22 protein-coding genes are annotated in these 23769 nt (G+C 60.1%); 15 read left to right on the forward strand and 7 right to left on the reverse strand.

Annotated elements, in window-relative coordinates:
* Nucleotides 1–335, forward strand: a 335-nt coding sequence (locus BMY73_RS25450) for a transposase (protein ID WP_139214282.1), incomplete at its 5' end; no start/stop codon positions are given.
* 182 nt (nt 336–517) lie between these two features.
* On the opposite strand, the gene gbcA is transcribed toward BMY73_RS25450, so the two are convergent.
* Nucleotides 518–1816 carry a glycine-betaine demethylase subunit GbcA gene (gene gbcA / locus BMY73_RS25455; RefSeq protein WP_092410600.1) on the reverse strand — a complete coding sequence of 433 codons (1299 nt, stop codon included), beginning with the start codon at nt 1814–1816 and terminating at the stop codon, nt 518–520.
* A gap of 329 nt (nt 1817–2145) precedes the next feature.
* Between gbcA and gbcB the strand changes: the two genes are divergently transcribed.
* The gene (gene gbcB / locus BMY73_RS25465; protein WP_062385351.1) at nt 2146–3246 is read left to right on the forward strand and encodes a glycine-betaine demethylase subunit GbcB; all 1101 of its coding nucleotides are present in this window, start codon (nt 2146–2148) and stop codon (nt 3244–3246) included.
* A gap of 124 nt (nt 3247–3370) precedes the next feature.
* On the opposite strand, the gene BMY73_RS25470 is transcribed toward gbcB, so the two are convergent.
* Nucleotides 3371–4996, reverse strand: a complete 1626-nt coding sequence (locus tag BMY73_RS25470) for a methyl-accepting chemotaxis protein (RefSeq protein WP_092410602.1) — start codon at nt 4994–4996, stop codon at nt 3371–3373.
* 318 nt (nt 4997–5314) lie between these two features.
* Between BMY73_RS25470 and BMY73_RS25475 the strand changes: the two genes are divergently transcribed.
* Nucleotides 5315–5548: a hypothetical protein gene (locus BMY73_RS25475; RefSeq protein WP_062385348.1), complete on the forward strand. Its 234-nt coding sequence runs from the start codon at nt 5315–5317 to the stop codon at nt 5546–5548.
* Complete coding sequence (locus tag BMY73_RS25480; RefSeq protein WP_092410604.1) at nt 5545–5847, forward strand: cell division protein ZapA; 303 nt, start codon at nt 5545–5547, stop codon at nt 5845–5847. The genes BMY73_RS25475 and BMY73_RS25480 overlap by 4 nt, the downstream gene beginning before the upstream one ends.
* Before the next feature lie 225 nt (nt 5848–6072).
* Here the strand turns inward: BMY73_RS25480 and BMY73_RS25485 are convergent, their stop codons facing one another.
* Nucleotides 6073–7113, reverse strand: coding sequence for a threonine aldolase family protein (locus BMY73_RS25485; protein WP_062385345.1), 1041 nt, complete (start codon nt 7111–7113; stop codon nt 6073–6075).
* Nucleotides 7114–7212: 99 nt separating this feature from the next.
* Between BMY73_RS25485 and BMY73_RS25490 the strand changes: the two genes are divergently transcribed.
* The 9 genes from BMY73_RS25490 to fdhA all read left to right on the forward strand — a co-directional run bounded on the left by BMY73_RS25490 (nt 7213) and on the right by fdhA (nt 18859).
* Nucleotides 7213–7956, forward strand: coding sequence for a TraX family protein (locus BMY73_RS25490; protein WP_092410606.1), 744 nt, complete (start codon nt 7213–7215; stop codon nt 7954–7956).
* A 244-nt stretch (nt 7957–8200) separates the two neighbouring features.
* Nucleotides 8201–9418, forward strand: a complete 1218-nt coding sequence (gene alaC / locus BMY73_RS25495) for an alanine transaminase (RefSeq protein WP_062385342.1) — start codon at nt 8201–8203, stop codon at nt 9416–9418.
* 388 nt (nt 9419–9806) lie between these two features.
* The gene (gene glyA, locus BMY73_RS25500; protein WP_062385337.1) at nt 9807–11060 is read left to right on the forward strand and encodes a serine hydroxymethyltransferase; all 1254 of its coding nucleotides are present in this window, start codon (nt 9807–9809) and stop codon (nt 11058–11060) included.
* Nucleotides 11061–11075: 15 nt separating this feature from the next.
* Nucleotides 11076–12326: a sarcosine oxidase subunit beta family protein gene (locus BMY73_RS25505; protein ID WP_062385335.1), complete on the forward strand. Its 1251-nt coding sequence runs from the start codon at nt 11076–11078 to the stop codon at nt 12324–12326.
* 15 nt (nt 12327–12341) lie between these two features.
* Nucleotides 12342–12656, forward strand: coding sequence for a sarcosine oxidase subunit delta (locus BMY73_RS25510; protein ID WP_062385333.1), 315 nt, complete (start codon nt 12342–12344; stop codon nt 12654–12656).
* Nucleotides 12653–15673 (forward strand): sarcosine oxidase subunit alpha, encoded by a 3021-nt coding sequence (locus tag BMY73_RS25515; protein ID WP_092410608.1) that lies wholly within the window; start codon nt 12653–12655, stop codon nt 15671–15673. Before BMY73_RS25510 ends, BMY73_RS25515 begins: the two co-directional genes overlap by 4 nt.
* A 161-nt stretch (nt 15674–15834) precedes the next feature.
* Nucleotides 15835–16467 (forward strand): sarcosine oxidase subunit gamma, encoded by a 633-nt coding sequence (locus BMY73_RS25520; RefSeq protein WP_062385330.1) that lies wholly within the window; start codon nt 15835–15837, stop codon nt 16465–16467.
* Between the two features lie 130 nt (nt 16468–16597).
* Nucleotides 16598–17455, forward strand: a complete 858-nt coding sequence (purU, locus tag BMY73_RS25525) for a formyltetrahydrofolate deformylase (RefSeq protein WP_062385328.1) — start codon at nt 16598–16600, stop codon at nt 17453–17455.
* A gap of 204 nt (nt 17456–17659) precedes the next feature.
* Entirely contained in the window at nt 17660–18859 is a 1200-nt protein-coding gene (gene fdhA / locus BMY73_RS25530) for a formaldehyde dehydrogenase, glutathione-independent (RefSeq protein ID WP_062385327.1), read from the forward strand.
* Nucleotides 18860–19054: 195 nt separating this feature from the next.
* On the opposite strand, the gene BMY73_RS25535 is transcribed toward fdhA, so the two are convergent.
* Both BMY73_RS25535 and BMY73_RS25540 read right to left on the reverse strand, forming a co-directional pair.
* Entirely contained in the window at nt 19055–19729 is a 675-nt protein-coding gene (locus BMY73_RS25535; protein WP_092410610.1) for an anti-sigma factor, read from the reverse strand.
* A complete protein-coding gene (locus tag BMY73_RS25540) occupies nt 19726–20361 on the reverse strand; it encodes a sigma-70 family RNA polymerase sigma factor (protein WP_092410612.1) in 636 nt (211 codons plus the stop codon). Before BMY73_RS25540 ends, BMY73_RS25535 begins: the two co-directional genes overlap by 4 nt.
* 241 nt (nt 20362–20602) lie before the next feature.
* On the opposite strand from BMY73_RS25540, the gene BMY73_RS25545 reads away from it, so the two are divergent.
* Nucleotides 20603–21157 (forward strand): DUF2780 domain-containing protein, encoded by a 555-nt coding sequence (locus BMY73_RS25545; RefSeq protein WP_175500247.1) that lies wholly within the window; start codon nt 20603–20605, stop codon nt 21155–21157.
* Nucleotides 21158–21336: 179 nt separating this feature from the next.
* Here the strand turns inward: BMY73_RS25545 and BMY73_RS25550 are convergent, their stop codons facing one another.
* Nucleotides 21337–22230, reverse strand: coding sequence for an acyltransferase (locus BMY73_RS25550; RefSeq protein WP_062385320.1), 894 nt, complete (start codon nt 22228–22230; stop codon nt 21337–21339).
* 195 nt (nt 22231–22425) lie between these two features.
* Between BMY73_RS25550 and BMY73_RS25555 the strand changes: the two genes are divergently transcribed.
* The gene (locus BMY73_RS25555; protein WP_092410616.1) at nt 22426–22926 is read left to right on the forward strand and encodes a retropepsin-like aspartic peptidase RloA2; all 501 of its coding nucleotides are present in this window, start codon (nt 22426–22428) and stop codon (nt 22924–22926) included.
* 120 nt (nt 22927–23046) lie between these two features.
* Here BMY73_RS25555 and BMY73_RS25560 read toward each other — a convergent pair whose 3' ends face one another.
* Complete coding sequence (locus BMY73_RS25560) at nt 23047–23676, reverse strand: glutathione S-transferase family protein (RefSeq protein ID WP_175500248.1); 630 nt, start codon at nt 23674–23676, stop codon at nt 23047–23049.
* Nucleotides 23677–23769: the final 93 nt, after the last annotated feature.

Consider the following 23769-nt stretch of genomic DNA (forward strand, 5'->3'; position numbering starts at 1 on the left):
CCTTTCTTCGAGGCGAGTTTAAAAATGTGGATGCGTATATCGCCTACCTGGGGCTGGACTTGCGGGTGTCGGACTCTGGGAACAAATCAGGTCGCCGCCGGCTAAGCAAAAAAGGCGACCCTGAGGTACGCCGACTAGGCTTCAACGCTTCAATGGCCGCCTGCCGATCGGCGACATGGAAGCCGTATTACGAGAAGAAAATAGGCGAGGGAAAAGCCAGAACTGAAGCATTGACGATATTGAGCAGGAAGCTGGCAGGGGTGGCCTTCTCGCTGATGAAGAAACGGGAAGAGTATGACCCTACGAAACGTTCGGGGGTTGCCCCCCAAACATAGAATCTCCTACAGTATTAGCGTCGTCCCGATGACTTCAGAACGACGCGGACCCTGTAGGAGACGTCCGAGGTTACGAGGGCAGCGAATGCGGCGTGTCAGTCATTGTTAATGGTGCTGAACCACCGCATTCGTCGGAGTGCCGCCCAGACCAAGCTCACTCCCACAGGGGGGATCACTGCCGATTACTCGTGATTGACCGCCACGCCTTTCAAATATGGCGCAGGCTCGGCGCCCATGTTTTCCAGGAGCTTGGCGCTGTACCAGTCGATGAAGTTGACCACGCCGAACTCGTAGGTTTTGGAGTACGGGCCTGGCTGGTAAGCGACGGAGTTGATGCCGCGCTGGTTTTCTTCAGCCAGACGGCGGTCCTGATCGTTGGTCGCATCCCAGACTTCACGCAGGCGCGCGACGTCGTAGTCCACGCCTTCGACGGCGTCCTTGTGCACCAACCATTTGGTGGTGACCATGGTCTCCTGAGCGCTGATCGGCCACACGGTGAACACGATGACGTGGTCGCCCATGCAGTGGTTCCAGGAATGCGGCAGGTGCAGGATGCGCATCGACCCCAGGTCCGGGTTCTTGATGCGGCCCATGAGTTTCTGGCTGCCCTGTTTGCCGTCCATGGTCATCGACACGGTGCCCTTGAGCAGCGGCATGCGCACGATGCGGTTGCGCAGACCGAAGCTGGCGTGAGCGAACGGGATTTTTTCGGCTTCCCATGCAGCCGCCGACGCGGCCACGTGGTCCTTGAAGGCCTGGTCAGCGCGCGGGTCGGTGACGTCGTCCCATTCCAGCAGGGTGTTCAGCAGCTCAGGGTGGGAACCGTTGCAGTGGTAGCACTCACGGTTGTTCTCCAGGACCAGCTTCCAGTTGGCTTTTTCCATCAAGGTGGTTTGCACCGCCACCTTGGTGTTGTCCATGTCGTACGGTTCCATGTAGTGATTCAGCGTCTGCAGGAACTCATCGATCGCGGGTGGGTTGTCCGCCAGGCTGATGAAGATGTAGCCGCCGGCCACCTTGCAGTTCACTGGCTTGAGGCTGAACTGCTTCATGTCGAAGTCAGCGCCCATTTCGGTGCCTGCGTACAGCAAGCGGCCGTCGAGTTCATAGGTCCACTGATGGTACGGGCACACCAGCTTGGCGACCTTGCCTTTTTCCTTGGTGCACAGACGCGAGCCGCGGTGACGGCAGACGTTATGGAAGGCATTGATCGAGCCGTCCGGCGCACGCACGACCAGGATCGGGTTCTTGCCGATCTGCAAGGTCAGGAAATTGCCTTTGGCCGGTATTTCACAGGTCATGCCTGCGATCAGCCATTCTTTTTGAAAGATTTCCTGCATATCGATTTCAAACAGCCGCTCATCGCTGTAGAAAGGCTGCGGCAGCGAATACGTGCGCTCCCGGTTCTGCAGCATCTCAGCGGTGGCCTTGCGTGCGGGTTCCAGCGGATCGCCCAGGCTCAGAGTTGCGGTGACGTCCATCTTTCAAGTCCTCAGACCGTGGTTTCAACGGTCTACGAATGTGGCTGATACGGTTGTGTTGAGGGTTTGCAAGCAAGGCGACGGTGCGTTCTGTCGCTCATCCTTATGTATAAAAAATCTGTAATCGATTGACGGCGAGTGTGTAGCCGGGCGCGACGTGAACCTTATCCATGGGCGACATGGCCGAATCCGTTTCCGACTACGTAACCCCTATAGATCGGGGCTGGTCGCCATAAGTATGTGAATGTCGCTGATAGGTAAATAGGCGCGTCGTGCGTTACGCAGAATCGCCACCATAAGAGGCCGACAGTCGGCCGTGGAGAGTGAGTATGTCCCAGAGTTTCCTCAGCCCGGTCAATACGCAGACTTGGGCCAATGGCCGCCACTTGGTGCGGGTCGTCAAAGTAATCCAGGAAACCTGGGACGTTCGCACCTTTTGCTTCATGGCCGACCAGCCGATCCTGTTCTTTTTCAAGCCGGGCCAGTTCGTGACCCTGGAGCTGGAAATCGAAGGCGTGCCCATCATGCGCTCCTACACCATCTCCAGCTCGCCGTCGGTGCCCTACAGTTTTTCGATCACCATCAAACGCGTCCCGGGCGGCAAGGTGTCCAACTGGCTGCACGATACCTTGCATGAGGGTCAGGAGCTGGCGGTTCACGGGCCGGTGGGGCTGTTCAACGCCATCGACTTCCCGAATCCGAAGATTCTCTACCTCAGTGGCGGTGTCGGGATTACGCCGGTCATGTCCATGGCGCGCTGGTATTACGACACCAACGCCAACGTCGACATGGTCTTCGTTCACAGCTCGCGTTCGCCCAAAGACATCATCTATCACCGTGAACTGGAACAGATGGCGTCGCGCATCAACAACTTCTCGCTTCACATCGTCTGCGAAAAGCACGGGCTGGGTGAGCCGTGGGCCGGTTATCGCGGCTACCTGAACCAGAAGATGCTCGAGCTGATGGCGCCGGACTTCATGGAGCGCGAGGTTTTCTGCTGCGGTCCGACGCCCTACATGAATGCCGTGAAGCGCCTGCTGGAAGCCAACGGTTTCAACATGGCGCAATACCATGAGGAGTCCTTTGGTGCGACGCCACCGGAAGCGCGCGCCGACGCTGTCGAGCACGCCGAGCAGGCGGCCGATGCGCCAGAAGTCGATGTGGCCGAACTGCATCAGGTGGAGTTCACCGACACCGGCAAGAGCATCCGCGTGGCGCCGGGCGAAACCGTCCATGCGGCAGCTGCGAAACTCGGCCTGATGATCCCCAAAGCCTGCGGCATGGGGATCTGCGGGACCTGCAAGGTCATGAAACTGAGCGGAGAAGTCGAGATGGAGCACAACGGCGGGATTACCGACGAAGACGTGGAAGAGGGCTACATCCTGTCGTGCTGCAGCGTGCCGAAAGGCGACGTTCGTATCGAATACTGATCGGATTCGCCACGCCCCCTGTAGGAGCGCGTTTGCCCGCGATGAACGATGACGCGGTCTAGCTGAGAAATCGCGTTGTTTTTTCGCAGGCAAGCGCCTTCCTGCAGGCTGATCAACGGGTTGCTTACAACCTGAACCGCGCCACCATGCCGTTCAAATCCACCGCCAGGCGCGACAGCTCACTGCTGGCCGCAGTGGTCTGGTGTGCGCCTGTTGCCGACTGAGTCGACAGGTCGCGGATGTTCACCAGGTTGCGGTCCACTTCCCGGGCCACTTGTGCCTGTTCTTCGGCCGCGCTGGCGATGACCAGGTTGCGTTCGTTGATTTCCACCACCGCGCTGTTAATGGTGTCCAGCGCCACGCCTGCGCCTTTGGCAATGTTCAACGTCGACTCGGCGCGTTCGGTGCTGCTGCGCATTGAATTCACCGCCTGCTCGGTGCCGCCCTGAATGCTGCCGATCATGCGTTCGATTTCGCTGGTCGATTGTTGAGTGCGGTGCGCCAGTGCGCGCACTTCGTCGGCCACGACGGCAAAGCCACGGCCGGCTTCGCCCGCACGTGCAGCTTCAATGGCGGCGTTCAGGGCAAGCAGGTTGGTCTGATCCGCCAGACCACGAATTACGTCCAGCACCTTGCCGATGTCGCGGGACTCGTCTGCCAGGTTACCGATCAACGTTGCGGTACTTTGCACGTCGCCGCTCATGCGTTCGATGGCGCTGACGGTTTCCTGCACCAGGTCGCGACCGTCGCTGGCCGAGGCGGTCGCGTTTTTCGACGCTTCGGAGGTGCTCACCGCGTTACGCGCCACTTCTTCAACGGCACTGGTCATCTCGTTGACGGCCGTTGCGGCCTGTTCAATTTCGTTGTTTTGCTGCGACAAGCCTCGGGCGCTTTCATCGGTAACAGCGTTCAGTTCTTCCGCTGCCGACGCCAGTTGGGTGGCCGAACCGGAAATGCGTTGCAGCGTATCGCGCAACTTGGACTGCATTTTCAGCATGGCCGTCAGCAGGCGACCGGCTTCGTCGGTGCCATCGACGTGAATCGTCCGGGTCAGGTCGCCCTCGGCGATTTCTTCCGCGGCTTTCAGGGCGGAGGCAATTGGCCGAGTGATGCTGTTGGTCAGCAGCCAGGCGAACAGCAGGGTCAGGACAGTAGCAATGATGAGCAGCGTGACGACCATGGTGAACGCAGTCGAATATTGCCGCGTCGCTTCCTTGTTGGTGTCATTGAGCTGTTGGGTATTGATCTCCACCAGCTTGCCCAGTGCGACGTTCATCTGGTCCGAGTTGGTCTGCAGCTCGGCGCTGAGCAGGGTGGTCAGCTCGTCGAGTTTGTTGGCGCTGCTCAGCGACTTCATGCGCTCTTCGAGCCGACGATAGTCGTTGAGCAAGACGAGGTACTGATCGTAGGCCGCCTGCTCTTCCGGGGCCGAGATCATTTTGGCGTAGATCGCACGGGCGTCGTCGATCTGTTTGTTTCGCATGGCCAGCAGGTCGACGGTTTTCTGCAGTGTGTCAGCGTCGCGATTGAGCATCAGGCGATAGGACAGCACGCGCAGGCGAATGCTTGTCTCGGTCAGCTTATCCAGCGACTTGATGCTTGGCATGCTGTTGCCCGCCATCGTTTCCGTGGCGTCGTTGATCTTGCTCATCTGGGTCAGCGCGAAGATGCCAAGGATCAGCATCAGCAAGCCAATGATGGAAAAACCAAGGAAGGCGCGCGGCGCTATGTTCATATTGCGTAGGGACATGACGGTTCCTGAGAAAGCCGCGATCCGTGCGTGCGAAGGAAAAAGGGTTGAGATGATGGCTTATCGGTCGGGCGCGGCTGGACTTGACCCCTTTTGTCCGATACTGCGCGTTTATGTCGCAGGCGGTTGATCTGACGAACAGCAGGAACAAGAGGGGGAAAACGCAGTCAATCAGGACCCTGATGCGTTTGCGGGATTGAAGTGAAAAACACGTGCGTTTCTGGCCGGTGTAGTGGCGTAAATGCCCTGATTTCACTGGTAGCTGGAGTGAGTTTTCTTTATCGTACGCGCCCTTTGAAATTTGCCTGAGATATCAAAATGTTGGAAGCATCCCTAAGCCAGTTGGAAAAGCTCGTCGGTGACCTGGTACAGCAGAACCAGGACCTGCAGAACACGAATGCGCAGCTCGCTGAAGAGCTGAAACAAGCCAGGGATGACAACGACAGTCTGCAGTTGAGCCTGTTGGAGCAGGAAGAGAAGCAAGGCGCCACAGCCGCTCGTATTCAGGCGCTGGTCGATCGCGCCACCAGCGCCAGTGCGGTCAGCGCATGATCATCGACCGCGACGCCACCAAAGTCATTTCCATTCTCGGCAACGACTACACGATCAAGGCACCTGCCGGGCAAGAGCAGGCATTGATGGATGCGGTGGTCATGCTCAAGTCGGCGTTGTCGGAAACCAAGCGCAATTACCCGACGCTCATCGGCGACCGCCTGCTGGTGCTGGCGGCGCTGAACCTGTGCTCGAAGCAGATCGAACTCAAGCAGCAACATGCCGAGCAGCTAATCCGTTATGAGGACAAGGTCAGCGCGACGGTCGAGGTGATCGAGAAGGTGATTTCGCAGGGGTGACGATAACGTTTGCCGGGCTCAGATCGTCGGCGATCTGAACATTTGCTTCGGCCGCAGGCGTAGGAGCGTGGCTTGTCCCGCGATCGGCGACGCAGTCGTCGTCAATCCGGTGCATGCGTTACACCAGAAAAATCGCGCTGGCCGGTTTACGACCGCTTCGCGCTCGATCGCGGGACAAGCCACGCTCCTACAGTTGATCGGCATTCGTTTTGACACGTCCGCCGATCAGGCCCCCATCACCAACCGGATGTCCGCCGCCAGTTCACGTACGCGTGCTTCTTCGGTGTCCCATGAGCACATGAACCGGGCTCCGCCGCTGCCGATGAAGGTGTAGAAGCGCCAGCCCCTGGCTGTCAGCGCTGCAATGGCCGCCTCGGACAGTTGCAGAAACACGCCGTTGGCCTGCACCGGGAACATCAATTCCACGCCGGGGATGTCTTTCACCAGTTGAGCCAGCAACTGCGCGCAGCTGTTGGCGTGGCGTGCGTGTTTGAGCCAGGCGTCGTTTTCCAGCAGACCGACCCACGGCGCTGACAGGAAGCGCATTTTCGACGCCAGTTGCCCGGCCTGTTTGCAGCGGTAGTCAAAGTCTTCGGCCAGTTTATGGTTGAAGAACAGAATCGCTTCGCCCACCGCCATGCCGTTCTTGGTGCCGCCAAAGCACAGCACATCGATGCCGGCTTTCCAGGTCAACTCAGCGGGCGTGCAGCCCAGATAGGCACACGCATTCGCGAAACGGGCGCCGTCCATGTGCAGGTTCAGGCCCAGCTCCTTGCAGGTGTCGCTGATGGCTTTCAACTCTTCAGGCAGGTACACGCTGCCCACTTCAGTCGCCTGGGTCAGGGTCACGACGCGTGGCTTGGGGTAGTGAATGTCGGCCCGCTTGAGCGCGACTTCGCGGATCGATTCGGGGGTCAACTTGCCGTTCTCGCTGCGCGCGGTCAGCAGCTTCGAGCCATTGGAAAAGAACTCAGGCGCGCCACATTCGTCGGTTTCGACGTGGGCGGTCTCCGAACAGATGACGCTGTGGTAACTCTGGCACAACGATGAAAGCGCCAATGAGTTGGCGGCCGTACCGTTGAAGGCGAAGAACACTTCGCAGTCGGTTTCGAACAACTGACGGAATTGATCGGCCGCCCGCGCTGTCCATTGGTCGTCACCATACGCGCGTTGATGGCCGTGGTTCGCTTGCTCCATGGCCGCCCAGGCTTCGGGGCAGATTCCCGAGTAGTTATCGCTGGCAAACTGCTGGCTTTGGTCTGACATGGCCGGTTCCCTGTAATCGAAGGCTGCGACTGTAACCAAGATTCAAGGGTTTGGTCATGCATTCTTGCGTCAGAAAATTCAGTCAAACAGCGGAGCAAGATGAGCGAGGCAAACTCCCCGATACAACCGGCCCGTGACCGTGCGCTGGATCTGATCAAATGGCTGGCGATGTTCAGTATGGTGCTCGATCACCTGCGTTATGTCGGATGGTCGGCAGACTGGCTTTACGTGCCCGGCCGACTGGCCTTTGCATGGTTTTGCCTGGCGATTGCGGTGAATGTCGGGCGCAACGTCTCGCGACCGGCTCACCCCGGTATTCGCTGTAAATACCTGGGATGGCTGGCGGTGTTTTCTGTCATCGCCGAGTTTCCGTATCGGTTGTACATGGCTGGCGAAGTCACGACGCTCAACGTGCTGCCCACGCTGGTGCTCGGGTTGTTGGTCGCGCAAGGTGCGAGCAGCCGTGCCTGGTCCACGCGAATTCTGGCGGTGGTGGCGCTGGGCCTGGGTGTCGCTTTCGCACCTTTGCTGATGTTTGGCATCTACGGCGTATTGCTGCCGACCGCTTTCCTGCTCGTGCTGAGGAGATCGCTGTGGTTGGCGGTCCTGCCGGGCATGGTGTGCCTGCTGAGCAACGAGTGGCCGAAGATCATCGACGGCATGCTGTGGGGCGATCCGATCTCGGTGGGCGCTTTGATCGCCTGTCTGACCGGGCCGTGGATGGGAATGGCACTGCTGCGCTGGCGACCTGGGTTTAGCGTCTGGCCAATGCGGCGCTGGGCCTACCTGATCTATCCGCTGCATTTCCTGCTGTTGTTCGGGGTGCGACAGATCCTCGCCTGACTCAGTCCCCTGTAGGAGCGCGCTTGCCCGCGATGCGTCAGATCAAATACATAATCGGTGACTGACACACCGCATTCGCGGGCAAGCGCGCTCCTACAGGTTTTGCGGTGTTCAGCGTTTGTTGCATGGCACTGAAATCTCTGTAGACAAAGCGCCATCAGCGCCCTTATCTTCCGCACCAGGCCACCGCAGTGGCCAGCGTCGCTCGGACGGTTCCGGGCGCTTACGTCTTCAGAGGCATCTCATGGCTGACCAAAGTTCGCCGCGCCGCTTTGCGCGCATCGATCGACTCCCCCCTTACGTGTTCAACATCACTGCCGAGCTGAAAATGGCCGCTCGTCGTCGTGGTGAGGACATCATCGACCTGAGCATGGGCAACCCGGATGGGGCAACGCCGCCGCACATCGTCGAAAAACTGGTCACTGTCGCCCAACGTGAAGACACTCACGGCTACTCGACTTCGCGTGGCATTCCGCGTCTGCGTCGGGCGATCTCCAGCTGGTACAAAAAACGTTACGAGGTCGACATCGACCCCGAAACCGAAGCCATCGTCACCATCGGCTCCAAGGAAGGTCTGGCGCATCTGATGCTTGCCACCCTCGATCAGGGCGACACGGTGCTGGTGCCGAACCCCAGCTATCCGATTCACATCTACGGCGCCGTCATCGCCGGGGCCCAGGTGCGCTCCGTTCCGCTGGTGCCTGGCGTTGATTTCTTCGCCGAGCTGGAGAAAGCCATTCGTGGCTCGATCCCCAAGCCGAAGATGATGATTCTGGGCTTTCCGTCGAACCCGACGGCCCAATGCGTCGAACTCGACTTTTTCGAGCGCGTGGTGGCGCTGGCCAAGCAGTACGACGTGCTGGTGGTTCACGACCTGGCATATGCCGACATCGTCTATGACGGCTGGAAAGCCCCGTCGATCATGCAGGTGCCGGGCGCCAAAGACATCGCGGTGGAATTCTTTACCCTGTCCAAGAGCTACAACATGGCGGGCTGGCGTATCGGCTTCATGGTCGGCAACCCTGAACTGGTCAACGCCCTGGCCCGTATCAAGAGCTACCACGACTACGGCACGTTCACGCCGCTGCAGGTCGCTGCGATTGCCGCACTGGAAGGCGACCAACAGTGTGTGCTCGACATCGCCGAGCAATACCGCCAGCGCCGCAATGTGCTGGTCAAAGGTCTGCACGAACTGGGCTGGATGGTCGAAAACCCGAAAGCGTCGATGTACGTCTGGGCGAAGATCCCTGAGGCTTATGCGCACCTGGGCTCGCTGGAGTTCGCCAAGAAGATGCTGCTGGAGGCCAAGGTCTGCGTTTCGCCGGGTGTCGGTTTTGGTGAGTACGGCGACGATCACGTTCGTTTCGCCCTGATCGAAAACCAGGACCGGATTCGTCAAGCGGTGCGTGGCATTCGCGGGATGTTCCGGGCTGACGGGCTGTTGCCTCCGAAATCTGTCTGATTGCGACATTGGCCTTCCCAAAATCCCTCAGCGTATCGCCGGGGGATTTTTGATTTCTGAACGGTAAGAACGCATTCCGTGCCGTTCGTCGAGCTTGTGGGAGCGAGCTTGCCCGCGAAGACGTCGGTACATTCGATATGGCTTCAGCGCCTGATCCTCAGCCTTCGCGAGCAAGCTCGCTCCCACAAGTGAGTGTTTTTGTGGCCGGGTATGGTTCGCCAAAATCCAGCCTTTATCTCTCCCCGCCAGCCCATGTCGTAAACGCACCTTTGTGTGGCGCCCGTAGGCATCTAGCCAGTCAGCGTCGGCCATACCATCGCTGCCAAGGGGTGATTCAAAAGCCCCAACACGACAATTCAGGCGCCGCGCCGCCGCTGGGAGAACCGCGATGTTCAGCAAGCAAGACCAAATCCAGGGTTATGACGATGCACTGTTGGCAGCGATGAATGCCGAAGATCAGCGTCAGGAAGATCACATCGAGCTGATCGCCTCGGAGAACTACACCAGCAAGCGCGTGATGGAAGCTCAAGGCAGCGGCCTGACCAACAAGTACGCCGAAGGGTATCCGGGCAAGCGCTACTATGGCGGCTGTGAGTACGTCGACAAGGTCGAGCAACTGGCCATCGACCGCGCCAAACAACTGTTCGGGGCCGATTACGCCAACGTTCAGCCGCACTCCGGTTCGTCGGCCAACAGCGCCGTCTACCTGGCGCTGATTCAAGCCGGTGACACCATTCTGGGCATGAGCCTGGCCCACGGCGGCCACCTGACCCACGGCGCCAAAGTGTCGTCCTCGGGCAAACTCTACAACGCAGTTCAGTACGGCATCGACACCACAACCGGTCTGATCGACTATGACGAAGTCGAGCGCCTGGCCGTTGAGCACAAGCCCAAGATGATCGTTGCCGGTTTCTCGGCTTACTCCAAGACGCTGGACTTCCCTCGCTTCCGTCAGATCGCTGACAAAGTGGGCGCGCTGCTGTTCGTGGACATGGCGCACGTCGCCGGCCTGGTCGCCGCCGGTTTGTACCCGAACCCGCTGCCGTACGCTGACGTCGTCACCACCACCACGCACAAAACCCTGCGTGGCCCTCGTGGCGGTCTGATCCTGGCCAAGGCCAACGAAGAGATCGAGAAAAAGCTCAATGCTGCCGTGTTCCCTGGCGCTCAAGGCGGCCCGCTGATGCACGTCATCGCTGGCAAGGCCGTGTGCTTTAAAGAAGCCATGGAACCCGGCTTCAAGGCTTATCAACAGCAGGTGATCGACAACGCCCAGGCCATGGCGCAGGTGTTCATCGATCGTGGTTACGACGTGGTTTCCGGTGGCACAGACAACCATTTGTTCCTGGTCAGCCTGATCCGTCAGGGCCTCACCGGTAAGGATGCTGATGCTGCACTGGGTCGCGCCCATATCACGGTGAACAAGAACGCCGTTCCGAACGACCCACAATCGCCGTTCGTGACTTCGGGCCTGCGTATCGGCACCCCGGCTGTCACCACCCGCGGTTTCAAGGTCACCCAATGCATCACGCTGGCGGGCTGGATCTGCGACATTCTCGACAACCTCGGCGACGCCGATGTCGAGGCCAATGTTGCCGGTCAGGTCGCCGCCCTGTGTGCCGATTTCCCGGTTTACCGCTGAGTCAGGAGTAGCACCATGCAACATTACTCAGGCTTCGGCCTCTTCAAACACTCCCTCAGCCACCACGAAAACTGGCAGCGCATGTGGCGCACGCCGACCCCGAAAAAAGTCTACGACGTGGTCATCGTCGGCGGCGGCGGTCACGGTCTGGCCACGGCTTACTACCTGGCCAAAGAGCACGGCATCACTAACGTGGCCGTGGTCGAGAAGGGCTGGTTGGGCGGCGGCAACACCGCCCGTAACACCACCATCGTGCGTTCCAACTACTTGTGGGACGAGTCCGCGCATCTGTACGAACACGCGATGAAACTGTGGGAAGGCCTGTCTCAGGACCTGAACTACAACGTCATGTTCTCGCAGCGCGGCGTGTACAACCTGTGCCACACCCTGCAGGACATGCGTGATTCCGAGCGTCGGGTCAGCGCCAACCGCCTGAACGGCGTGGACGGCGAACTGCTCAACGGCAAGCAAGTGGCCGAAGAGATCCCGTACCTGGACTGCTCGAAGAACACCCGTTATCCGATCATCGGTGCGACCGTTCAACGTCGCGGCGGTGTCGCGCGTCACGACGCCGTGGCCTGGGGCTTCGCCCGTGCCGCTGACGCATTGGGCGTGGACCTGATCCAGCAAACCGAGGTGACTGGCTTCCGTAAGGAAAACGGCGTGTGCATCGGCGTTGAAACCAATAAAGGCTTCATCGGCGCCAAGCGCGTCGGTGTGGTGACCGCCGGTAACTCGGGTCACATGGCCAAGCTTGCGGGCTTCCGTCTGCCGGTCGAATCCCACCCGCTGCAGGCGCTGGTGTCCGAGCCGATCAAACCGATTATCGACAGCGTGATCATGTCCAACGCCGTACACGGCTACATCAGCCAGTCCGACAAGGGCGACCTGGTGATCGGCGCCGGTATCGACGGCTGGGTGGGCTACGGTCAGCGTGGTTCGTACCCGGTCATCGAACACACCATTCAGGCCATCGTCGAGATGTTCCCGGTGCTGTCGCGCGTGCGCATGAACCGTCAGTGGGGCGGCATCGTCGACACCACGCCGGATGCGTGCCCGATCATTTCCAAGACGCCGGTGCCGAACATGTTCTTCAACTGCGGTTGGGGCACCGGTGGCTTCAAGGCGACCCCGGGTTCGGGCAACGTCTTCGCAGCCAGTCTTGCGAAGGGTGAAATGCACCCATTGGCAAAACCGTTCTCCATCGACCGTTTCCACAACGGCGCCCTTATCGACGAACACGGCGCTGCGGCCGTCGCCCACTAACAGGAGAATTTCCTTATGTTGCATATCTTCTGTCCTCACTGTGGCGAACTGCGCTCCGAAGAGGAATTCCACGCGTCAGGTCAGGCTCACATCCCGCGTCCACTGGACCCGGCCGCCTGCACCGACGAAGAGTGGGGCGACTACATGTTTTTCCGCGATAACCCGCGCGGCCTGCACCACGAATTGTGGATTCACGCAGCCGGTTGCCGTCAGTACTTCAACGCCACGCGTGACACCGTGACTTACGAAATTCTCGAAACCTATCCGATTGGCGCCAAGCCGCAATTCGTCAACAAGGTTCCAGCCGTCGGGAAGGGAGACAAGGTATGAGCCAGTCCAATCGTCTGCCCAATGGCGGCCGCATCGACCGCAGCAAGGTCCTGAACTTCAACTTCAACGGCCAGACGTATCAAGGCTTTGAAGGCGACACCCTGGCCGCAGCCCTGCTGGCCAACGGCGTCGACGTCATCGGCCGCAGCTTCAAATACTCGCGTCCTCGCGGGATCTTCGCCGCCGGTTCGGAAGAGCCGAACGCGGTCCTGCAGATCGGTGCGACCGAAGCCACCCAGATCCCGAACGTGCGCGCCACCCAACAAGCGCTGTACTCGGGCCTGGTTGCGACCAGCACCAACGGCTGGCCGAGCGTGAACACCGACATGATGGGGATTCTCGGCAAGGTCGGCGGCAAGCTGATGCCGCCGGGCTTCTACTACAAAACCTTCATGTACCCGCAATCGTTCTGGATGACTTACGAGAAGTACATTCGTAAGGCCGCCGGTCTCGGTCGTTCGCCGACTGAAAACGATCCGGACACCTACGACAACATGAACCACCACTGCGACGTGCTCGTGGTCGGCGCAGGCCCTTCGGGTCTGGCTGCTGCACTGGCGGCAGCGCGCAGCGGTGCTCGCGTGATCGTGGCCGATGAACAGGAAGAATTCGGCGGCAGTCTGCTGGATTCCCGTGAAAGCCTGGACGGCAAGCCAGCGGCGGAGTGGGTAGCCACGGTCGTCGCCGAGCTCAAAGGTCTGTCCAATGTGATCCTGCTGCCGCGCGCTACCGTGAACGGCTATCACGACCACAACTTCCTGACCATTCACGAGCGTCTGACCGACCACCTTGGTGATCGCGCGCCGATCGGCCAGGTGCGTCAGCGCATGCACCGCGTTCGTGCCAAGCGTGTCGTGCTGGCCACCGGTACTCACGAGCGCCCGCTGGTTTACGGCAACAACGACGTACCGGGCAACATGCTGGCCGGTGCCGTGTCCACCTACGTTCGCCGTTATGGCGTGGCGCCAGGCAAGAAGCTGGTGCTCTCGACCAACAACGATTACGCCTACCGCGTGGCGCTGGACTGGCTCGATGCCGGCCTGCAAGTCATCGCCGTAGCCGATGTACGCCACAACCCTCGTGGCGCACTGGTTGAAGAAGCGCGTGCCAAAGGCATTCGCATCCTCACCGGCAGTGCCGTGATCGAAGCTCGAGGCAGCAAGCGCGTCACCGGTGCTCGCGTGGCCGCCATCGATGTCAAAGCGCACAAGGTCACAAGCCCTGGCGAATGGCTCGACTGCGACCTGGTTGCCAGCTCCGGCGGTTACAGCCCGATCGTTCACTTGGCGTCCCACTTGGGCGGCAAGCCGGTCTGGCGTGAGGACATCCTCGGTTTCGTGCCGGGTGAAGCTCCTCAGAAGCGCGTGTGTGTGGGTGGCGTGAACGGCGTCTACGCACTGGCCGACTCGCTGGCCGATGGTTTCGAAGGTGGCGTCCGTGCTGCTAGCGAAGCCGGTTTCCAGCCGGTCGAAGGCGTCATGCCGAAAGCCTTGAGCCGCGTTGAAGAGCCGACCCTGGCGCTGTTCCAGGTGCCGCACGAGAAGGGAACTTCCCGCGCGCCGAAACAATTCGTCGACCTGCAAAACGACGTCACTGCGGCGGCCATCGAACTGGCGACCCGCGAAGGCTTCGAGTCGGTCGAGCACGTCAAACGCTACACCGCGCTGGGCTTCGGCACCGATCAGGGCAAGCTGGGTAACGTCAACGGACTGGCTATCGCGGCCCGCTCGCTGAACGTCTCGATCCCTGAGATGGGCACCACCATGTTCCGTCCGAACTACACGCCGGTGACGTTCGGCGCCGTTGCCGGTCGTCACTGCGGTCACATCTTCGAGCCTGTGCGCTTCACTGCGCTGCACGCCTGGCACGTCAAGAACGGCGCCGAATTCGAAGACGTCGGTCAGTGGAAACGTCCGTGGTACTTCCCGAAAGCCGGTGAAGACATCCACGCTGCCGTCCGCCGCGAATGCAAAGCCGTGCGCGACAGCGTTGGTCTGCTGGACGCCTCGACCCTGGGCAAGATCGACATTCAAGGCCCGGATGCCCGTGAGTTCCTGAACCGCATCTACACCAACGCCTGGACCAAGCTCGACGTGGGCAAGGCGCGCTACGGCCTGATGTGTAAAGAAGACGGTATGGTCTTCGACGACGGTGTGACCGCCTGCGTCGCCGACAACCACTTCATCATGACCACCACCACGGGCGGTGCTGCACGCGTCCTGCAATGGCTGGAAATTTATCAGCAGACCGAATGGCCGGACCTGAAGGTGTACTTCACCTCCGTGACCGACCACTACGCGACCCTGACCCTGTCCGGCCCGAACAGCCGCAAGCTGCTCAGCGAAGTGACCGACATCGACCTGGGGCGTGAAGCGTTCCCGTTCATGACCTGGAAAGAAGGTCTGGTCGCGGGTGTTCCGGCACGAGTGTTCCGTATTTCGTTCACCGGTGAACTGTCGTACGAAGTGAACATCCAGGCCGACTACGCCATGGGCGTTCTGGAAAAAATTGCCGAGGCGGGCAAGAAGTACAACCTGACCCCGTACGGCACCGAGACCATGCACGTCCTGCGTGCCGAGAAGGGCTTCATCATTGTGGGTCAGGACACCGACGGCTCGATGACGCCGGACGACCTGAACATGGGCTGGTGCGTGGGTCGTACCAAACCGTTCTCGTGGATCGGTCAGCGCGGCATGAACCGTGAAGACTGTGTGCGTGAAGACCGCAAGCAGCTGGTGGGCCTGAAACCGATCGACCCGAACAAGTGGCTGCCGGAAGGCGCGCAACTGGTCTTCGATCCAAAGCAGTCGATTCCGATGACGATGGTCGGTCACGTGACGTCGAGCTACGCGGCGAACTCGCTGGGTTACTCGTTCGCGATGGGCGTGGTCAAGGGCGGCCTCAAGCGGATGGGCGAGCGCGTGTTCTCGCCTCAGGCCGATGGCTCGGTGATAGAGGCGGAAATCGTGTCCTCGGTGTTCTTCGATCCGAAGGGTGACCGGCAGAACGTGGAGTAATTTCCCTGTATTGCGCTGCTTCCTGTGTAGGAGCGTGGCTTGTCCCGCGATGCGATTAACACGTCGCCATCGCGGTGACCTGCAGACTGCTATCGCGGGACAAGCCACGCTCCTACAAGGTTCGCGTTCACTGAAATAACAGAATTCAAAACAGGTGCTCTATGACCACAGCCAACGTTTACCAACAGCGGCCCACGACCGACGTCAAAGTCGAGTCGCCGCTGTTTCATGCCGACCTCAAAAGCCTGGTTGGTAAAGGCCGCACCAATCCGGGTGTGGTGCTGCGCGAGAAAAAACTGCTGGGCCACCTGACCATTCGCGGCGACGCCCATGATCCAGCGTTCGCCGCGGGCGTCCACAAGGCGTTGGGCATGGAACTGCCGGGCGCATTGGCGCTGGTCACCAGTGGTGAAAGCTCGATTCAATGGATGGGCCCGGATGAGTGGCTGCTGATCGTTCCGACCGGTGAAGAATTCGCCGTCGAGCAGAAACTGCGCGAAGCGCTGGCCGGGTTGCACATTCAGGTGGTCAACGTCAGTGGCGGTCAATCGCTGCTGGAGCTGACCGGCCCGAAAGTCCGCGAAGTGCTGATGAAGTCCACCAGCTATGACGTTCACCCCAGCAACTTCCCGGTGGGCAAGGCCGTCGGCACGGTGTTCGCCAAGTCGCAACTGGTGATCCGTCGTACCGGCGAAGAAACCTGGGAACTGGTGATCCGCCGCAGCTTCGCCGATTACTGGTGGTTGTGGCTGCAGGACGCGAGTGCTGAATATGGTCTTGGCGTCGCGGCGTAAGCACTGATCGTTCCCATGCTCCGCGTGGGAACGCATCCCGGGACGCTCCGCGTCCCACGTGAAGGACGCGGAGCGTCCTGAACTGCATTCCCACGCGGAGCGTGGGAACGATCCGACAGAGGAACACCCCATGAGCCGCGCCCCCGATACCTGGATTTTGACTGCCGACTGCCCGAGTGTGCTGGGCACGGTGGACGCGGTGACGCGTTACCTGTTCGAACAGGGCTGCTACGTCACCGAACACCATTCGTTCGATGACCGGCTCTCCAGCCGTTTCTTCATTCGTGTCGAATTCCGTCAGCCTGAGGGCTTTGACGAAGCCTCTTTCCGTGCCGGTCTTGCCGAGCGCGGTGAGGCATTTGGCATGGTCTTCGAGCTGACTGCGCCGAATTACCGGCCAAAAGTCGTGATCATGGTATCCAAAGCCGATCACTGCCTGAACGACCTGCTGTATCGCCAGCGCATCAACCAACTGTCCATGGACGTCGTCGCGGTGGTGTCCAATCACCCCGATCTCGAACCTTTGGCGCGCTGGCACGACATTCCCTACTACCATTTCCCTCTCGACCCCAATGACAAACCTTCGCAGGAAGCCAAGGTGATGCAAGTGATCGAGGACACCGGCGCCGAACTCGTGGTGCTTGCTCGCTACATGCAAGTGCTGTCGCCCGAGCTGTGCCGCAAGCTTGATGGCCGCGCCATCAACATTCACCACTCGCTGTTGCCAGGGTTCAAGGGCGCCAAGCCTTACCACCAGGCCTACAACAAAGGCGTGAAACTGGTCGGTGCGACCGCGCATTACATCAACAACGATCTGGATGAAGGGCCGATCATTGCCCAGGGTGTCGAGGTGGTTGACCACAGTCACTACCCTGAGGACCTGATCGCAAAGGGTCGCGACATCGAAGGCCTGACCCTGGCCAGGGCGGTGGGGTATCACATTGAACGGCGGGTGTTCCTGAACGCCAACAGGACTGTAGTGCTTTGACTTGTAGGAGCGCGCTTGCCCGCGATGAACGCTGACGCGGTCTGTCTGATACACCGCGCCGTCTGGTTCGCGGGCAAGCGCGCTCCTACAGGGCGCGATGAACGAGTTCAAATCCAGAGCAACCAGTGCGTTGCAGCAACACCAAGCAACGCATTTCTCCGTTACACAGCTGCATCCATAAAAACAATTCAGCGAGGTGAAAGCATGTCTGGTAATCGTGGTGTGGTGTATCTCGGCGCTGGCAAGGTCGAAGTACAGAAAATTGACTATCCAAAAATGCAGGACCCGCGTGGCAAGAAGATCGAGCACGGCGTCATCCTGCGCGTGGTCTCCACCAACATTTGCGGCTCGGACCAACACATGGTTCGCGGTCGCACCACTGCTCAGGTCGGCCTGGTCCTGGGTCACGAGATCACCGGTGAGGTGATCGAGAAGGGCAGCGACGTCGAAAACCTGCAAATCGGCGATCTGGTATCTGTGCCTTTCAACGTTGCTTGCGGCCGCTGCCGGTCCTGCAAGGAACAACACACCGGTGTCTGCCTGACCGTCAACCCGGCTCGCGCCGGTGGTGCTTACGGTTATGTCGACATGGGCGACTGGACCGGTGGCCAGGCCGAATACGTGCTGGTGCCTTACGCCGATTTCAACCTGCTCAAGCTGCCGAATCGCGACAAGGCGATGGAAAAAATCCGCGACCTGACCTGCCTCTCGGACATCCTGCCAACCGGTTATCACGGCGCAGTGACCGCCGGCGTCGGCCCTGGCAGCTCGGTGTACATCGCCGGTGCCGGTCCTGTTGGTCTGGCGGCCGCAGCTTCGGCCCGTCTGCTCGGCGCGGCAGTGGTCATCGTCGGTGACGTCAACCCGGTGCGTCTGGCTCACGCCAAGGCACAGGGCTTTGAAATTGCCGACCTGTCCAAAGACACGCCGCTGCACGAACAGATCGCCGAATTGCTGGGCGAGCCTGAAGTGGACTGCGCTGTTGACTGTGTCGGCTTCGAGGCCCGAGGTCACGGCCATGACGGCGTCAAAGCTGAAGCACCGGCCACCGTGCTCAACTCGCTGATGGGTGTGGTCCGTGTTGCCGGCAAGATCGGTATCCCGGGGCTGTACGTGACAGAAGATCCAGGTGCGGTCGACGCTGCCGCCAAAATGGGCAGCCTGAGTATCCGTTTCGGTTTGGGCTGGGCGAAATCCCACAGCTTCCACACCGGCCAGACCCCGGTGATGAAGTACAACCGTGCGCTGATGCAAGCGATCATGTGGGACCGTATCAACATCGCCGAAGTGGTCGGCGTGCAGGTCATCAGCCTGGACGACGCACCGCGTGGCTACGGTGAGTTCGATTCTGGCGTACCGAAGAAATTCGTGATCGACCCGCACAAAATGTTCAGCGCCGCTTAAAGCAGGTGCAGGCAGCGGAAAGAGCGACCTTCGGGTCGCTTTTTTTCGTCTGTCGACAGGCAATTCGGCGAAGGTGTTCGTCGAAAACGCCAGTGCCCGCGCAGTTGTTCTGAAGCGCCAGCGCTCCGTTTATCGTCAGCCCGCCCCAGTGTTCAAGCCGGGGAGGCGGATTATGTCGATGGACCGTCACCGGCATCACAGCGACGCCAACTGCCCCTTATACAGAACCGGCCCGGTCGGTTTGCCGGATGGCGAGCCGCCTTTCGGTTCCAGCGTGATCGCCATCGTGGTCTGCGGCCCCAGCAAGTTGTGCTGGCGCTCGTTGAGCTCGACACGGCCTTTGCCGTTATCCGGGATGACGCCCAGCGAGACTGGAACGCCATCTGCCGGAATGGCCCACAGTTCCAGACTGCGCCCGGCTTCTACGGATCCGACGGTGAGAGGTTCGACTTTCAGGTAACGGTTAAAGGCTTGCAGCGTCAGCGCAGGTTGCTGGTTGGACGCGACCAGCGTGGCGTTGAAGTCAGGTGTGTCGCGGTTATAGATCACGCCGACGATGACGGCGACGAGCAGCGTGCAGGCCATGGCCGTGACGCGCATCCAGCTCCAGAACGGTTGTTTTTCCGGCACATGCAGGCGCTGCGGTTCGATCCTCGCGAGGATGTGTTGCCATACCCGCTCGGGGACGGGTTGGGGCTCCAGGGACGCAGTCAGGCCGACCAGGCCTTCCTGCCACTGCGCCACTTCCGCGCGCAGGTTCGGATCGTCGAGCAACAGGCTTTCGAAGCGTCTGCGGGCGGTCGAAGGCATCAGGCCGATGGCGTAATCGGCGGCCAATGCGCGGCGTAACTCGGGGTGGCGATAGTTCATGATTCAAGGCACCTGCGCAGACGGTCCATGCCTCGACGGATCCAGGATTTGACCGTTCCCAGCGGCGCACCGAGCTGTGTCACCAGATCGCTGTGCGACGCACCGTGAAAATACGCGGTGATGATTGACCGCCGCTGCATGCCGTCGAGCGTGTCGAGGCAACGCTGGAGTGCTTTGGCATCACGCTGGCTTTCCATTTGCTCGTGAGCGGAAGGCGTCTGGTCGAACAGCGCCTGGGCTTGTTCGTCCGTCAGTGGCTCTTCACGGTGTTTACGTAACTGGTCGATCGCCTTGTTGCGAGTGATGCTGACCATCCAGGTCATCGGCGCTGACAGCGTGGCATCGTACTGAGAGGCGCTGTTCCAGATCCGCACAAAGGCTTCCTGCACGACGTCTTCAGCCAGATCGCGGTGACCCATGCAACGGAGGGCGACGGCGAATAGATGTCCCGAAACCCTGCGGTAGAGGCTTTCGAAAGCGCGGCGGTCGCCCAGAGAACACTGAGCCAGTAATTGCCGCAGTTCATCGGCGTCGACAGAAGAAATGGGCACTCTCCACAATGAATAACGACGACCCCGTTGATCGCTCGAATGCTGGCAGGTTAATCCACGTAGCGCCGCAATTCCATTCACCTGTTCACCCGTCCGAGAAATAAGAAATCCACTGCCTGTCAGGCGGGGCCGTCGCTGAGGTCGCGGCTCCTGCAAGGAATACGTTGCACGCCTGCAAAGTGGATGCAGGGATGCGCCGCTATTTCACCGGTGTATCGAAGACTGGCCTGTTGGAACTTATCCCTGCGCAAGGGTCCAACGCGTGTTTACCCGGCCACGGCCGGATCTCTGGCAAATGAGGTGGGTTCACATGAAGGTTTCAATGAAAAACGCACGCGGCGCTGCACTGGCGGCTTTGATGGCCCTGGCAGCAACACCGGTCTTTGCCTTCAACCTGAACGATGCGGCCAACGCTGTTTCCAGCGCTACGGGCGGACAACAGAAAGCCACCGCCGCCCCTGAAGCGGCCGGACTGCTCAATGCACTTGGCACGCAATTGAATGTCACGCCGCAGCAAGCGGTGGGCGGTACCGGCGCGTTGTTGGGCCTGGCCAAGAACAAACTGACCGGCAATGACTACTCCAGTCTGACCCAGTCGGTGCCGGGTCTCGATCAGTTGTCGGGCACAACCGCCCTGGGTAGCCTCGGCGATCTGGGCAGCCTGCTCGGCAGCAGCTCGGGCAACAGCAACTCGGCAATCAGCAGTGCGCTGGGCAATGTCCAAAGCATGGGCGATGTGAACAAGGCCTTCGGCGCGCTGGGCATGGACAGCGGCATGGTCAGCCAGTTTGTACCGGTGATCCTGCAGTACCTGGGTCAGCAAGGCGCGAGCGGCTCGGCGTTGTCGGCGCTGAGCGGAGTGTGGGGCGCCAAGTAGTCGCTCCAGGCGATACTCCGATAGGTGAGGGTGTCAGAAATCCTGTGGTCAGTTACCACCGGTCCTGCTGGCAAACTCATTAACTTGTAGGAGCGCGCTTGCCCGCGAATGCGTCAGGTCAGACAACGGGATGGTCACTGATAAATTGCATTCGTGGGCAAGCGCGCTCCTACCCAGAATCAGCCGCTTGTCCGTTCTCCCTGCAACGCCTCTATCCGCGCATCCTTCTCCCCCCACAACCGGTTCACCCAGTCCTGCACGTACTCACGGAACACCGGGTCGTTCTCGTAATCGCCTCGCCACAGCGCGGGGTCGAGTTCGCGGGTCTGGATGTCGACGATCACCCGGGGTACCCGTCCTGAAATCAGCTCCCAGAACCCCGGAATACGTGCGCCGGGATAGACCACTGTCACGTCGAGCACGGCGTCCAGCTGTTCGCCCATCGCCGCCAGAACGAACGCAACACCGCCTGCCTTGGGCTTTAGCAGGTAACGATAAGGAGAGGCCTGTTCGGCATGCTTGGCCGGTGTGAAACGTGTGCCCTCCAGGTAGTTCACGACGGTGACCGGCTGGCGCTTGAACAGCTCGCACGCTTCTTTGGTGATCTCCAGGTCTTTGCCTTTGAGCTCCGGGTGTTTTGCCAGAAACGCCTTGGAGTAGCGTTTCATGAACGGATAATCGAGCGCCCACCACGCCAGTCCGAGGAACGGCACCCAGATCAGTTCTTTCTTCAGGAAAAACTTGAAAAACGGCGTGCGGCGGTTCAGCGCCTGGACCAGCGCTGGAATGTCCACCCACGATTGATGGTTGCTGATGACCAGATAGGACGTGTCGCCACGCAAGCCCTCATGACCGTTGATCTCCCAGCGGGTGGGGATGCACAGCTTGAAAATCAGCTTGTTGATCTCGACCCAGGTCTCGGCGATCCACATCACCGCCCACGAGCAGCGGTCGCGCATTTCGCTCTGGAACACCAGCTTGAGGAGGGCGAAGACCATCAGCGGGCCGATCAGCACACAGGTGTTGAGCAAAAGCAGCAGCGTGACGGCGATACCGGTAAGCAGGTGACGCATAAATCACTCGTGGTCTTGAAAAGGGCTGGCAATGATAAGCAGCTATGCCCGAGGAGCCAAATCCAGCGGTCGCTGACAAATGTTTCACGCGTGCGCCGGTAGGCTGGCGTTCTACCTTAGTGACCGAACGAACGGCAAAGTTGCGGTCTAAAATCGGGCCTGTGCGACGCCCATTCATTGCGAGGAACCTGTTACGTGAAATCCCTTCTGGCGCTTCTGTCCCTGCTGGCGTTGCCTGTCATGGCCGCCGAACCAACGTTGTATGGTCGCTATGAGTACATTCAGGTTTCTGAACTCGGGGAGACCTTCAAGGCCAAGATGGACACCGGCGCGCTCACCGCATCGCTCTCGGCCAAGGACATCGAACTGTTCAAGCGTGATGGCGATGACTGGGTGCGTTTCCGCCTGGCGACCAAGGATGCCGACAACAAGGTCTACGAGCACAAGGTGTCGCGCATCAGCCGTATCAAAGGCCGATCCGAAGGCGAGGACGACGATGAGCCGGTGGATCCGACCACGCGTCCGGTGGTCGACCTCGAACTCTGTCTGGGCAACGTCAAGCGTACCGTCGAAGTCAACCTGGTCGATCGCAGCCACTTCAATTACCCGCTGCTGATCGGCGCCAAGGCCTTGCGTGAATTCGGCGCGGCGGTGAACCCGGCGCGTCGTTATACCGCCGACAAACCGGAGTGTTGATTGAGCGCCACGGTGGCGACTCGCGAAAGCTGATTTCCGGCCGTAGAAGATGCAGCGAAGGTACTGACGCCTTCGCGAGCAAGCTCACTCCCACAGGAGGCTCCGGTAAGTCTGCGGGATTTACGCAGGCGGCTGGGTTTCCAGCATCGACGGTCGCTGGCTGACTTCGTAATACCAGCTGGCAAGGCGCGGGTAGCTGCTGCGCCAGCCCAGGTTGGGTTGGCGGAAGTCGAGGTACCCGAGTGCGCTGGCCAAGGTGATCGACGCGATGTCGAAGTGCGCGCTCAGCTCGGTGACCGCCTCGGTTTCGAAGTAGGCCAGCGAGCGGGAAATTTTCTCGGCCTGATTATCCAGCCAGTCGCTCCAGTGCTTCTCTTCGGGGCGCAGGAAGGTTTCGTAACGGATCAGCACCGCGGCGTCCAGCAGCGCATCCGCCAGAGACGCCAGCGTCAGGCGCCGCCAGCGCGCCGGGCCATCGCGTGGAATCAAAGGATGACCGGCATGCTGATGGTCGAGATAGTCGAGAATCACCCGACTGTCGTGGATGACGTTGTCATCGGCCAGACACAGCGCAGGAATCTTCCCGCATGGATTGTCATGGCACACCTCGGCATCAGGATTGACCGGCGTGACAGCGACCGGTTTGAGACCCACCCGTCCTGCCTGACCTGTTTCGTGCAGCAGAATCAACACTTTGCGTGCGAAGGGCGAAGCGGCGTTGTAGTACAGCATCATGCTGGGGGCAGACATGGACATTCCTCTGGGTCGGACTGGCCCTTAGACTAGTCAGGGCCAGAACGCTGTGCAATGTCCTGTTGCAATGGGCCGAATGGCCGATTCAGT

The organism is Pseudomonas sp. NFACC02 (genome assembly GCF_900110765.1).
Lineage (GTDB): Bacteria > Pseudomonadota > Gammaproteobacteria > Pseudomonadales > Pseudomonadaceae > Aquipseudomonas.